Genomic DNA, 12,974 nt, shown 5'->3' with positions numbered 1-12,974 from the left:
AAAATACTTTTAATTTAAGCAAAAAAACACCTTATGTAAAATATCTTAAAAGAAAAGAAGAAAATAAAGCTGAGTAGACATCAAGTCTACTCAGCTTTATTCAGATTTCACTTCTCGAAATGACAGTAAATAGATGAGTGTTATAATATGCTTTGATTTATTATGATAAAACACCAATCAAAATAATAGGTTACTAAGTAATGTAGTGTTTGTCTTACTCTTCTTCTTTTTCCTCATCTTCTCTTAAAAAAGGAAGCAAGAACAACAAGGGTAGTGGATTGTAATAATAATTATAATATGGATAATTATAATATGGATAATTATAGTATGGATAATTATAGTATGGATAGTATTGACGATCTTCTTCATCTCTATTATAACTTAATTTAGCTTTATCTTTCATTTCATAAGCCTTCATCATTGGATGCCCCTTCATCATTGGGCAAGTATGCATCATTGGACATACATGCATCATCGGATATGACTGCATCATCATTGGATTATATGCATTTGACATATAACAAGGCTGCTTATGCTTCTCATGTTTTTTAGATGTTTTATCATCGCAATGTTCATGTCTACACCAGTCATTACTATAGTCATTACTATAGTCATTATTATAGTACATAAACCCCTCCATCAACATTAAATACACTATTAGTATATTAGAAAAGAGCAAAACTGCTACACTTCTTTTTTTGAAGGTTACTGAAAATTAAAGACTACTGCCCGTATCTATACACAAATTTTATAGTGTTGCCTATCTCCACTATATGTTCTTTGTCAGACCATAATACAAAATAATTGTATTTATTATCGTGTATTTTTATTTCAGTAGGGTATCTAATAATTAATTCACTCTGCCTATTCATTAGTTGAGATTGATCATTTGAAGGACTAATAAGCCTAGCCTCTTGCCCATCAATACTCAGTTTACTAATCCTTGGAGAAGTTCCATAGGGTTTTAGATTACTGTTTATTTCATATTCTGCTACTTTATCAATAGAAGTAGCATCTCCTAATATAGCACCAACTTGAAAAAATCCATCACTTCCCTCATATCTATTGGAATACTTAGGATTAATTCTCCAATTACTTGGATATCTTAATGATATCTTATAAATATTACTAGAATAACTGTTCCAAGAATCATCTACTTTCTTTATTGCATTAACTTCTTGATAATAAAATAAAAAACTTAAAAAAACTATTCCTAATAGAATAACAAATACTCTTTTTTTCAAGTTTATCACTCTCCTAGTACATTATCTGAAAATCTTGACTATAAGTTTTGAAAGAAAAATCCACACTTTATTTAAAAAACTATAAAAATAGAGTTTTTTTATTCATATGAATTTTAATTCTGTTTATTTATTAAAAGTATTTGTTAATCTTTTTATTTAATTCTCTAATGTTAAAATTAATTTATATTTTTTATTATATAAATTCCTATTAAACAAAAAATAGCTTCACTTTATTGAGAATTAATGAAATCCTAACCCTCAATTAGTTAAAGCTACATATAAATCTTTTGATCAATAAATAAAACTTACTAGGCATAGAACATATTCACTTTTACCCAAATTTCACTTTATGAAATGGAATTAAATAAAAGTGAGTAACTTACTAAAGTCTTAATAATAATATTAAAATGGATAATAAACTTAAACAAGTACTTATTAAACATATATAGGATACAACTTGTCTCGTAGTCAACCCTTTTTGTTGAAGCCTGTAGTGAATTTGACTTCTGTCTGCTTGATATACAGGTTTTCCTTCTGCAAATCTTTTAAATATTACAAAAATGTTATCAAATATAGGTACCCCAAGAGCTAAAAATGGTATTAATAAGGATATTACAGTTGCTTGTTTAAAAGCTCCATCTAACGCTATAATAGACAGCATAAATCCTAAAAAATTTGCTCCAGAGTCTCCCATAAAAATTTTTGCTGGATGGCGATTATACTTTAAAAAAGCAAGAATAGCCCCCACTAAAAGTATAGACATAATAGCTGAATCACTTTGATTTTTTGCAAGTGCTACTACAAAAAGTGTAGCAGCAGATATAGCAGAAATGCCCCCAGCAAGTCCATCCATTCCATCAGACCAATTTATTACTGTAGTAACTCCAAATATCCAAGTAATACTTAGTATAAACTGCAGGACTGGTGGCAATAACACATATTGTCCATTAAAAGGATTTGTTATTCCTAAAAACACAATTCCAGCTTTGTAGATAATAACTGCTGCCAGTATTTGAATAAATGCTCTTGGCATTATTGGAAATTCTTTTCCTCTTGTTTTGAAAAAGTCATCTGCAAGTCCTATTAATAATATTAATAAAGAAGAAAAGAATACTGCTAAGCTTTCAATTCTAGAATTATGAACAAATATGAAAAAATTAACAAAAAACCCTATAAACATCCCTATTCCGCCAATTAAAGGAATTGGTTCTTTGTGTTTTTTTCGTTCAGTTGGCTTATCTGTAAATCCGAATTTATTAGCAATTCTCATCAATGAAGGTATAATTAAAAATACTACTAGAAATGAAATGATCATTGGGTAAATATAGTTAAACATAATTTTTCTCCTTTTCAACGTCAAGAGACAACATGTATATTATAAAATATGCACTAAAATATTTAAAGACTATTATTATTATTATCTCTAAAAATATTTAAGATACCTAACATCAACATGCTAAATTTTATCATAAAAATATTTACAAATAATCATATTTTTTATACATTTCTGAAAATAAAACCAGGCACCGAGCCTTATGAGCTCTAGTTAGATTTTACTTTGTGAAATGGTAACAAATAAAAAAGGGCCAAACTTAGGCCCCCAATTATCCAATATTTACTTTTGCTTTAACTCCATTATCCTCAAGACCACGTTTTAATGAATATGATAGAGTTGAAATTATTTGTCTTCTCACTTCTTCCTCAATTTGCTGTTTAATTAGTGGGCTGCTTGCTAAAATTGTAGCTGCTGCCTTTCCTTTATTCTTTTCTAGAACTTCTTTATGGTTTAGAAGTTCAATATCGATGGTAACTTTAATCATATTTACTCCCCCTAAACAATTGTATTACTATATATATGTTTAAGAAGGTAAAACAATTATATGTATATTTTAACCTTTATATTATTTTTGTTTTGATAAAACTGTGAAAATGTGACAAGGAATTAGTCCATCAGCCTTTTTTTCGTGCTTTCCAATTAATTCTCTAGTAATTTTATTAATCATCTCAAATTCTTCTTCAGTTAAATAAACAGTTCTAGTGAGAATTGAAACATTATTACTTTGATGACCTTCACTTATTCTTCCACTTACAGATTCAATGACTTCAGACCTTGAAGTATCATAATAATCATTTATAAGATTTAGTACTTCTGATTTATAAACCTGTTTTGCCTGATCTGTTATATTTTCTCCAACAATATCATACCTATCAGCAGTAAGATAATAGTACTTAGCAATTATTCCTTTAATCTCTTTAGTTCTTATAAGTTCTATAATTCCTGCCCTCTCAAGTTTCTTAATATGATAGTGAATCTTTGCAGGAACTTCACCTAAATTATCTGCAATTTCTTTAACAGTAGCAGCCTCCATATTGTTTCTAAGGAAAGTAATAATCCTTAACCTATATGGATCAGAATAGGCCTTAATTTGTTCTAATGTAGTTAACTTAATAACGTCCTTCAAAACTGCTCCCCCCAATATTTTTCCATTTTTCCTTCTCCGTAAACCTATCTACTCTTTCCTTCTTATGATTTAGAATGTTTTTTAAAATTATGTTTTCTTAAATCTTAGACTATTCTGTCCTAAATTTTAATCTAGTAAAATACCTATATTTTTTCATATAATCCTATAAAACCTTTTTAAGTATTATATCATAATAAGCTCAAATTACAAACAATTTATTAAAATTTATTATTAATTATTAATAATAAGTCAAAAAAAACCCCTTTTTATACAACTTTTATATTATGGCAATCATACTTATAAAAATTCCAAAACAGACAAAAAATATTATAGGTAGCTTGACTTTATAAATTCCAAGCTACCTCTTCATACAACTTATCCTCTTTGTTCAATCATAGACTTCACTTTCATAAGTCTTGTTAATGCCCCTCTTTCATTTTCATCAAGCTTCATTCTTATATATTTTATGGTTTCCTGAAGTTGAGGAATCGTCATATATTCAAGAGCATTGACTCTCCTCCTGGTCTTTTCAATCTCATCAGCCATAAGCTGACAACTCTTTTCAACCTCTGCAAGTTCTAATAACTTTGGAAGAATTCCATAAAGCTTTGATATAGTATCATCTAACTCTGAAGATGTACTAAAAAAACCGTAAGGGTAGATACTTCCCTCTTCTCCCTCTAACTGTCGTTTAAAGTTCATCACAGGAACATTAACACTCATAATATTTTTCTTTCCAACCTCAACAGATATCTGTTCCTTTGGATAAGCTATTGCTTCTTCAAGAAATTCTGAACTCATAACTGCCCTTGCCATAACAAAATCCTTCAAAGAACTTTGAAGATCCTCTTCAACTTGTTTTCGTAACTCATTGTTGTGTTTTACAAGTATTATAAATTGTCTCATAAGTTCATCTTGTTTATCCTTTAAAAGTTTATGACCTCTTGTAGCAGTAGATAATCTTTTTTTGAGCTTAGTTAGTTCCATTCTGGTTGGATTTACACTCAATCTTGCCATGTGCTATTCTTCCTCTCCAGCTCCCATATACTTCTCAAGATATTCATCTCTAATTCTCTTAAGTTCCGTTCTTGGAAGTATTTTTAGAAGCTTCCATCCAAGATTTAGGGTTTCTTCAGCAATTCTGTTTGTAGCAAAGCCTTGAGATACATACTGCTTTTCGAAAGCTTCAGCGAACTTAGCATACTTCTTATCAGTATCTGAGAGAGCAGATTCTCCTAAAATTGCTGCAAGCTCTTTCGCTTGTTTACCTTGAGCATAAGCTGAAAATAATTGATTCATAGTATCAGCATGATCTTCCCTAGTCTTCCCCTTTCCTATACCTTTATCCTTAAGTCTTGAAAGGGATGGTAAAACATCTATTGGGGGCATAATCCCTTTCTTATAAAGTTCCCTTGAAAGAATAATTTGCCCTTCTGTAATGTATCCAGTAAGATCTGGAATTGGATGAGTTTTATCATCTTCTGGCATTGTAAGTATAGGAATCTGTGTTATTGAACCTTCTTTTCCTTTTATTCTTCCAGCTCTTTCATAAAGTGTTGAAAGATCTGTGTATAGATATCCTGGGTAACCTCTTCTACCTGGAACTTCTTTTCTAGCTGCTGAAACTTCTCTTAAAGCTTCACAATAGTTAGTTATATCTGTCATTATAACAAGAACATGCATATCCTTTTCATAAGCAAGGAACTCAGCCGTAGTCAATGCCATTCTTGGTGTTGCAATTCTTTCAATTGCAGGATCTGATGCAAGATTAATGAAGAGAACAGATCTATCAATTGCACCTGTTTCTGTAAATTCTTCAATGAAAAATTCTGCTTCTTCAAAGGTAATACCTATAGCCGCAAATATAACAGCAAACTTAGAATCTGAATTAAGAACCTTTGCTTGTCTTGCAATTTGAGCAGCAAGCTGAGCATGCGGAAGTCCTGAACCCGAAAATACTGGAAGCTTTTGCCCTCTAACAAGAGTGTTAAGCCCATCAATAGCTGACACTCCTGTTTGAATAAACTCTGAAGGATAATTTCTAGCAACTGGATTTATAGGTTGTCCATTTATATCTAATCTGTTTTCTGGAATTATCCTTGGACCATTGTCCTTTGGTCTTCCTATACCATCAAATACTCTTCCCAACATATCTTCTGAAACTCCAAGTTCAAGAGGCCTACCTAAAAATTTTGCTTTTGTTCCTTTAAGGTTTATCCCTGCAGAACCTTCAAAAAGCTGAACCATTGCTTTACTTCCATTTACCTCAAGAACCTTACCTCTTCTTATTTCACCTGTTTGTAGTTCTATTTCAACAAGTTCGTCATATTTAACTCCTTCAACGCCTTCTACAACCATCAAAGGTCCTACAACTTCAGTAACTGTCCTATATTCCCTAAGCATCTAGAACCCCTCCTTCGCTGATTAGTTTATCAACTTCCTTCTTAAGCTCCACTGAAATTTCATTTATCTTGCTTATTTCAGTTTCTGGAACATACTTACTTCTTGCAATCTTATCTCTAACAGGTAAGTTAAGAATCTTTTCTAAATACACACCAGCCTCAAGTCCTCTGCTTGCTTCTTCCTCAAATTGAAGAACGAGCTTAAGTATCTTGTATTGTTTATCTAAAGATGAATATGTGTCTACCTCATCAAAGGCATTTTGTTGTAAATAGTCTTCCCTTAAGGATTTAGCAACTTCAAGTTTTAATCTATCTCTTTCTGAAAGAGCATCTATCCCTACAAGCCTAACTATTTCTTCTAAATTTGCTTCTTCTTGAAGTAGTGCCATTGCATCTGTTCTCAAAGACGACCAACCGGGTGCAACCTGCTCATCCATCCATACGCCCATCTTTTCTAGATAAAGTGAATACGAATCTAACCAGTTAATTGATGGAAAGTGTCTCTTATATGCAAGCTGAGCATCTAATCCCCAAAACACCTTTACTATTCTTAAAGTACCCTGAGTAACTGGTTCTGAAAGGTCTCCTCCTGGAGGTGATACTGCACCTATAGCAGTAACTGCCCCCTGTCTACCCTCTGAACCTAGACATATAACCTTTCCTGCTCTCTCATAGTAGTCAGCAAGTCTTGATCCTAAATATGCTGGATATCCTTCATCTCCTGGCATTTCTTCAAGCCTTCCTGACATTTCTCTTAATGCTTCAGCCCATCGTGATGTTGAATCAGCCATTATTGATACTGAATATCCCATATCTCTAAAATATTCAGCTATTGTTATTCCTGTATATATTGATGCTTCTCTCGCTGCAACTGGCATATTTGAAGTATTAGCTATAAGTACAGTTCTCTTCATTAAACTTTCCCCTGTTTTAGGGTCCTTTAGCTCAGGAAACTCATTAAGAACGTCTGTCATTTCGTTGCCACGTTCTCCACATCCAACATAAACTACTATTTCAGCATCTCCCCATTTAGCTATTTGGTGCTGAACGACAGTTTTTCCAGCTCCAAATGGTCCTGGAACTGAAGCGGTACCACCTTTTGCTACTGGGAAGAAAGTATCAATTACTCTCTGTCCAGTAGTCATTGGTTCAACGGGGTTAAGCTTTCTTGAATAAGGTCTCCCTTTTCTTACAGGCCATTTCTGTACAAGAGTTAACTCCTTAACTCCCTTTGAGGTTTCTATAACACAAACTATTTCGTCAATAGTGACTTCTCCACCTTTTATTTGCTTTATAGTTCCTTCTATTCCGTATGGAACTATAATTTTATGAAGTACTACTGTTGTCTCCTGAACTGTTCCTATTACATCACCAGTTAAAACTTTATCTCCAACTTTAACTACTGGTGTAAAAGCCCACCTCTTATTTCTATTTAATGGCTTTACAGAGACCCCTTTTATTAAGTAAGGACTATTTGCCGCCTCCATGAATGCATTAAGCGGCCTTTGAATTCCATCAAACATTGACTCTATAAGTCCTGGTCCAAGCTCTACTGATAGAGGCTCTCCAGTAGTAATAACAGGATCTCCAGGCCCTATTCCTGATGTTTCTTCATATACTTGAATAGATGCCTTATTACCTCTCATTTCAATTATTTCTCCAATAAGGCCCTTATCTCCAACCCTAACAACATCATATAGATTAGCTTCATCCATGCCTTCAGCAACCACTAAAGGTCCAGAAACCTTTATTATCTTTCCGATTTTCAAGTTACCAACCTGCCTTCCTATAAAATATTAACGCCAACTGCTTTTTCAACATTATCACTGATTCTTTTCATTCCTATATTTAGAGTTCCTTGATTACTTGGAATTAATATTACAGCAGGAAGTGTCTGTCTATTGTACCTTTCTATAGTCTCCTCTATCTCCTTTGCAACATGCTCTGTCACAAAAATAACTGCGTAATTCCTCATTGCTAATCTATCTATAGTCTTTCGTGCTTCTTCATGTTCTACTACTGGAAAGACATCTAGACCAAGAGCTTTAAAAGCTAGAACAGAATCCTTATCTCCTACAACTCCTATCTTCTTATACATAACAATCACGCAGCCTTTCTCTAATAACTTCCCCGGCAATATTATTGAGCTTACCAACCATTATAATTCTTATAATCTTAATTTCACTTTCCTTAGCAAAAGTATATGCAATAAGTGGCTCAATACCAAAACTTACATACTTAGCATTTTTCATAAACTCCATGATGTAGTTATCACTTAATTTTTCAAGAATATTCACTGAACCATTCTTTGAATAAGCTTCAATTCCTACTCTTAAAATCTCAGCATAATTTGTATAAAATAACTTCCCAGGAATATTTTCTACTGAGTCACTTAAAAGTGCTAGAAGCTTATCCTTATCTATTGTTCCACCTTTAATAATCACTGAAAGAAAAAACTCTCTGCTTTTATTCTGCTTTTTAATTCTTAAAAGTGTTCTTATATTTGTAAGATCTATCCAACTCTCTATATACTTTTCTAAAAATCTATCTCCAATATTCTTTGATATTTGAACCATTTCCTCAAACATATATTTATCAAAGATTATATCAATTCTTTGAGGGTCTTTATTGGAAGTAAAATCTATTACAACCTCCTCTATACTCTTTCTCATTGTTGCTTCTAAATCTCTGTAGTATTCATTATCCACAGCATATTTAAGCTTTGAAACCTCTACTTTACCAACATGTATAATCATGTTAGAAAAATCCTTATCAAGAAATTTTTCTTTTAACAATACTTTTAAGTTGTGGTAATCGTACTTTATTGCCATTACATCTACTACTTCTTTAACAGGGCTTATGTTGTAAATAAGCTGATACACCCTTTTCAGTTCACCACTTAGAATCATTTCATAATCTTCAGCTCTTTTAACGTTATGCATTACATTTGCATATTCAGTTTCCTGTAACACTCTTAAAACCTCTTGAGCAGATGAAGCGTCAATCATTCTGTCAAACTTAGCTTTATCAAGGAGCCTGGTTTCTAACACCCTAAGTCTTGGAATAACTTGGGCAAACTGCATTTCATTCATCATGCACCCTCCTTAATCGAATAATACCTTTGCTACTTCATACTCCAATTCATCCTTTATTGAGCTGACAAGAGCTTCAAAAGTGTTGTTAATTTCTATTCCATCCTTTTCCAAAATAAAACCACCCTTAAAACTTCTAACTTCTTCACTTAATGAAATTATTCCTTTTTTGCCCTTCTTTAAAAGCTCACTATTTAATTCTATTAGAAAATTGTCTGTTATTAATGTCCTTATCTCCTGATTTACTATAAGCTTCTCATCACCTGAAATATCAAGAGAAAGGGTTCTCTCTTTTATATAATTTAAATAGTCATTCTTTGAAAAAGCACACAACTCTTCTACTGCACTATTAAATACCTTTTCTATTATTTGTTGCTTCACTTCAAGCTTTTTATTTCTAACTTGAAGTTGAGCATTAGAGAGTATTCTTTCTTTTCTAATTTCGGCTTCTCTAATAGCTCTTTCTAAAGTTTCTTTTTCTATTTCTTTAGCCTCATGAATTTTCTTTTGCAAAATCTTATCTCTTTCTTCCTTTGCTATGGTAAGAATCTCTTTCTCCTTAATGTTTGCTTCTTCTAAAATCTTTCCTGTTAAATTATCTATTCCAGCCATTACACTCACTCCAAACTAATTTACAAATAGTACCATGAACAATGAAGCAACAAATCCTAAAACCGCATATGTCTCAACCATAACTGCATAAATAACACCCTTCATAACATCATTGGGTCTCTTAGCAAGTATTTGAACACCTGCAGCTGCAACTTTACCTTGCCATATAGCCGATCTCCATCCTGCTATTCCAACTGGTAAGCAAGCCATAAAATATTTCAATCCTAAACCCAAATCTGGAGCTGAACCTCCAAATATACCAATCTTAGTAAATAACAACAGCGCTATAACAAATCCATATAAACCTTGTGTACCTGGTAAAGCTACTAATATAAATGTCTTACCAAATTTATCTGGATCTTCTGTCATTAGTCCTGCAGCAGATTGTCCAACAATCCCTATACCTTGTGCTGAACCAATACCTGATAGACCAACTGCTAAAGCAGCACCTAATAAAGCCATTATTAACCCATTGCTTGTTGATGAAAAAAATTGAATCCATGAATCCATAATTAAATCCTCCCTTTATTTTATTATCTTTATATATTTGTCTGAAAGCTTAAATGGAGTAAATTTCTTTCCTCCACCTTCATAAAACTTACTAAAAAATTCAAGATATTGTAACCTTGCTGCATGAACATATGATCCTAATGCATTTATTACAAGATTAAATGTGTGTAAACCTAAAAATAAGACTGGTGCCAATACATATTTAATTGGTGAAGGAAACAAATTGATTATTAAATTTAAAGCATTAGCAATAAAACCTGTTGCAAGCCCTAATGCTAGAAGTCTTGAATATGAAACTATATCGCCTAAGTATCCTGTTATGCCATAAACTCCATATATTCCTCCACCAATCTTTCCACCTAAAGTTGGTGAACTTCTACCCTGTGTTAATAGTAGACCAACTATACCAACAACAAATAGTACAGTTCCAATTTTCCCTCCAACCCTCATAAGCATTAAGATTGAACCTATTAAAGTTAAATACCATGTTAATACATCATATATGGCGTCCTTCATATTTCCTGATTTTATTAAGATATACCCCTTAATTCCCAAACCTATAAAGATATGGAATACACCAAATATCAATGATAAAATAAATATTTGTGCTATATCTGTAGTTGTATCTAAAAGCTTTGGAGGGTTAAATCCAAAATAATTAAATAGATCTCCAAACCAGCCTCCATAGAGTGCCCCCCAAAACATTGTTGAAATTCCCGCAAACATAAATAGCTTAAAGATATTTCTTCTTTCTTTATTGTTAACCTTTGAGAGTGCGAATGCGGATACTGCAATCATTATAAGACCATATCCAGCATCAGAAAGCATCATTCCATAGAACATAAAATAAAATACTGCTAAAATTGGCGTTGGATCCACTTCTGTGTAAAGAGGCATACTATACATCTCAAGAATACTCTCAAAAGGAGTTGAGAAGCTATTATTTATTAGTTTTATAGGAACCTGTGATGCTTCCTCTTCATCAACTTTATTGAAGGCTATATAATACTCATTTCCTATAGATTTTTTAACTAAGGCTTCAAGTTCCTTATTGTTTTCAACAGGGTTCCATCCACATATAGTAATAACCTTTTCACTCTTTAAAAAATTATTGGATGCATTAAGTTTTAAAATAAGGTTATTAAAATACTCATATGCAACTAAAAGATGTTCCCTTTCACCATCAAAATTCTTAATACTTTCTTTTATTTCTTTCTCTTTAATTATTAATTGTTTTATTTTAGAATTATAACTTTCTATTATTTCAAATGGAGAAGCCTCATAACTTTGAGAAAAAGTAGAAAAACCAAACTTTTTTAATAGTTCTTGAGCTTTTTCTTCTTCACTATGATGAACTAAAGCAAATATATAAATGTCCTGATTGTCTCTATTTAAAATTTCTACGCAACCGTTCATTATCTGTTTATTAAAATCCCTTACTAATATATCTTCATACTGTTTTGAAGTTGTCCCAAGAAATGGTATTGAAAAATTTAATTCTCTTAAGGATTTTAATGGTGCATCAAAGTTTGTCCAATTAAGAAGTGCACAAATCTCACCTTCTAGTTTAGTTTTCTGATTATGAAGATCATTAAGTATTACTTCCTTCTTCTTTAATTCATCATACACATCATTCCAGCTATTGCTTTCCATAACAGCAGTTAATTGACTCAAGGATATCTCCTTCTTATCCTCTAGGAGTGAAAGAAACGTACTTTTTTGTGGGGCATAAGTTTGAAGAAAATCTAATGCAAATCTTATCTTAGATAAATTCTCTTCATATAATTTATATTTTTCTCCTACTTCATCCTTTGAAAGTCCTTTTAAATCTTCATAATTTTCTACAATATCTTCATTTTGAAGATTTATAAACTGTACACCTTCAAATCCTTGAAGTACTTCTAGAAGTCTTTCCTTATGTGATTCAAAGAGAAGTAATATAAATTTATTCATTTTAACTATTGCCATGAATATTCACAATCCTCTCAACCACTAATTTTATAGCATTACTTATCTTTTCCTTCGGTAAATTACAAATTCTATCAGCTTCTTCATTTCCTTTGTTAATTATTGGTTCAGCTGCTTTATTACCCAAAGTTATTGCTTCATCCATAATACTCTGAGCTTTTGCCTTAGCCCCATCAACTATCCTTCTGTATTCCTCATCAGCTTCTAGATAAGCCTTTGAAATGATTTCCTTACTTTCTGTCTGAGATTTCTTAATAATAAAATTTGCTTCACCTTCTACCTTTTTTACTTTATTAATTGCTTCTAACGCCAAATTATCACCACCTTTTACATTAACTAACTTTAATGGAATTTATTTATTAATACTTAATGTAGTATTAATTACTATATTTCTTATTACTATTATACATCTTCTAGAACTTTTTTCAATTAAAATTATGTAAATAAATTGCACTAATAAAAAAATAATTAAGGTTATCCTTTTATTAACAAGATTAATAAAATAAAATTTAATAGTCATCGAGCCTATTAAAGCTACACAACTTCAATCCTTATACAATTCAGTTATGAAGTTATGTAGCTAGCTTGAGTCAGATTTCACTTCGTGTAAAAAGTTCTTAAATGACATCAAATACAAAAAAGGTAACTTGCTTTAGCAGAAATAAATATAGCGAAAAATAGTTA

General features: G+C 31.7%; 14 protein-coding genes. All 14 read right to left on the bottom strand.

Annotated elements, in window-relative coordinates:
• Positions 1–214: 214 nt before the first annotated feature.
• Positions 215–628: a hypothetical protein gene (locus CPJCM30710_RS11165; protein WP_212904255.1), complete on the bottom strand. Its 414-nt coding sequence runs from the start codon at positions 626–628 to the stop codon at positions 215–217.
• A gap of 94 nt (positions 629–722) precedes the next feature.
• Positions 723–1,244, bottom strand: a complete 522-nt coding sequence (locus CPJCM30710_RS11160) for a peptidase M56 (protein ID WP_212904254.1) — start codon at positions 1,242–1,244, stop codon at positions 723–725.
• Positions 1,245–1,626: 382 nt separating this feature from the next.
• Complete coding sequence (locus tag CPJCM30710_RS11155) at positions 1,627–2,580, bottom strand: MraY family glycosyltransferase (protein ID WP_212904253.1); 954 nt, start codon at positions 2,578–2,580, stop codon at positions 1,627–1,629.
• A 268-nt stretch (positions 2,581–2,848) separates the two neighbouring features.
• On the bottom strand, positions 2,849–3,064 hold the full coding sequence (locus CPJCM30710_RS11150; protein WP_212904252.1) for a hypothetical protein: 216 nt from the start codon (positions 3,062–3,064) through the stop codon (positions 2,849–2,851).
• Positions 3,065–3,145: 81 nt separating this feature from the next.
• Positions 3,146–3,706, bottom strand: coding sequence for an ArsR/SmtB family transcription factor (locus CPJCM30710_RS11145; protein ID WP_212904251.1), 561 nt, complete (start codon positions 3,704–3,706; stop codon positions 3,146–3,148).
• A gap of 375 nt (positions 3,707–4,081) precedes the next feature.
• Entirely contained in the window at positions 4,082–4,723 is a 642-nt protein-coding gene (locus CPJCM30710_RS11140) for a V-type ATP synthase subunit D (protein ID WP_212904250.1), read from the bottom strand.
• Between the two features lie 3 nt (positions 4,724–4,726).
• Positions 4,727–6,109, bottom strand: a complete 1,383-nt coding sequence (locus CPJCM30710_RS11135; RefSeq protein WP_212904249.1) for a V-type ATP synthase subunit B — start codon at positions 6,107–6,109, stop codon at positions 4,727–4,729.
• Positions 6,102–7,877 carry a V-type ATP synthase subunit A gene (locus CPJCM30710_RS11130; protein ID WP_212904248.1) on the bottom strand — a complete coding sequence of 592 codons (1,776 nt, stop codon included), beginning with the start codon at positions 7,875–7,877 and terminating at the stop codon, positions 6,102–6,104. Before CPJCM30710_RS11130 ends, CPJCM30710_RS11135 begins: the two co-directional genes overlap by 8 nt.
• 17 nt (positions 7,878–7,894) lie before the next feature.
• A complete protein-coding gene (locus CPJCM30710_RS11125; RefSeq protein WP_212904247.1) occupies positions 7,895–8,206 on the bottom strand; it encodes a V-type ATP synthase subunit F in 312 nt (103 codons plus the stop codon).
• Positions 8,199–9,200 carry a V-type ATP synthase subunit C gene (locus CPJCM30710_RS11120; protein WP_212904246.1) on the bottom strand — a complete coding sequence of 334 codons (1,002 nt, stop codon included), beginning with the start codon at positions 9,198–9,200 and terminating at the stop codon, positions 8,199–8,201. The genes CPJCM30710_RS11125 and CPJCM30710_RS11120 overlap by 8 nt, the downstream gene beginning before the upstream one ends.
• Before the next feature lie 12 nt (positions 9,201–9,212).
• Complete coding sequence (locus tag CPJCM30710_RS11115; protein ID WP_212904245.1) at positions 9,213–9,812, bottom strand: V-type ATP synthase subunit E; 600 nt, start codon at positions 9,810–9,812, stop codon at positions 9,213–9,215.
• Between the two features lie 15 nt (positions 9,813–9,827).
• Positions 9,828–10,322 carry a V-type ATP synthase subunit K gene (locus tag CPJCM30710_RS11110; RefSeq protein ID WP_212904244.1) on the bottom strand — a complete coding sequence of 165 codons (495 nt, stop codon included), beginning with the start codon at positions 10,320–10,322 and terminating at the stop codon, positions 9,828–9,830.
• Between the two features lie 15 nt (positions 10,323–10,337).
• A complete protein-coding gene (locus tag CPJCM30710_RS11105) occupies positions 10,338–12,290 on the bottom strand; it encodes a V-type ATP synthase subunit I (protein WP_212904243.1) in 1,953 nt (650 codons plus the stop codon).
• Positions 12,277–12,603 (bottom strand): ATPase, encoded by a 327-nt coding sequence (locus CPJCM30710_RS11100; RefSeq protein WP_212904242.1) that lies wholly within the window; start codon positions 12,601–12,603, stop codon positions 12,277–12,279. The genes CPJCM30710_RS11105 and CPJCM30710_RS11100 overlap by 14 nt, the downstream gene beginning before the upstream one ends.
• Positions 12,604–12,974 lie beyond the last annotated feature (371 nt).

Origin of the sequence: Clostridium polyendosporum, from assembly GCF_018332455.1 — a bacterium.
Taxonomy (GTDB): Bacteria; Bacillota; Clostridia; order Clostridiales; family Clostridiaceae; genus Clostridium_AY; species Clostridium_AY polyendosporum.
Note: the sequence above shows the minus strand (reverse complement) of the source record. Positions and strands in the feature narration are given on the sequence as shown.

Coding starts and splice junctions, on each gene's coding strand:
- CPJCM30710_RS11165 (WP_212904255.1), bottom strand. CDS start 628: ATGTACTATAATAATGACTATAGTAATGACTATAGTAATGACTGGTGT.
- CPJCM30710_RS11155 (WP_212904253.1), bottom strand. CDS start 2,580: ATGTTTAACTATATTTACCCAATGATCATTTCATTTCTAGTAGTATTT.
- CPJCM30710_RS11150 (WP_212904252.1), bottom strand. CDS start 3,064: ATGATTAAAGTTACCATCGATATTGAACTTCTAAACCATAAAGAAGTT.
- CPJCM30710_RS11140 (WP_212904250.1), bottom strand. CDS start 4,723: ATGGCAAGATTGAGTGTAAATCCAACCAGAATGGAACTAACTAAGCTC.
- CPJCM30710_RS11135 (WP_212904249.1), bottom strand. CDS start 6,109: ATGCTTAGGGAATATAGGACAGTTACTGAAGTTGTAGGACCTTTGATG.
- CPJCM30710_RS11125 (WP_212904247.1), bottom strand. CDS start 8,206: ATGTATAAGAAGATAGGAGTTGTAGGAGATAAGGATTCTGTTCTAGCT.
- CPJCM30710_RS11120 (WP_212904246.1), bottom strand. CDS start 9,200: ATGAATGAAATGCAGTTTGCCCAAGTTATTCCAAGACTTAGGGTGTTA.
- CPJCM30710_RS11115 (WP_212904245.1), bottom strand. CDS start 9,812: ATGGCTGGAATAGATAATTTAACAGGAAAGATTTTAGAAGAAGCAAAC.
- CPJCM30710_RS11110 (WP_212904244.1), bottom strand. CDS start 10,322: ATGGATTCATGGATTCAATTTTTTTCATCAACAAGCAATGGGTTAATA.
- CPJCM30710_RS11105 (WP_212904243.1), bottom strand. CDS start 12,290: ATGGCAATAGTTAAAATGAATAAATTTATATTACTTCTCTTTGAATCA.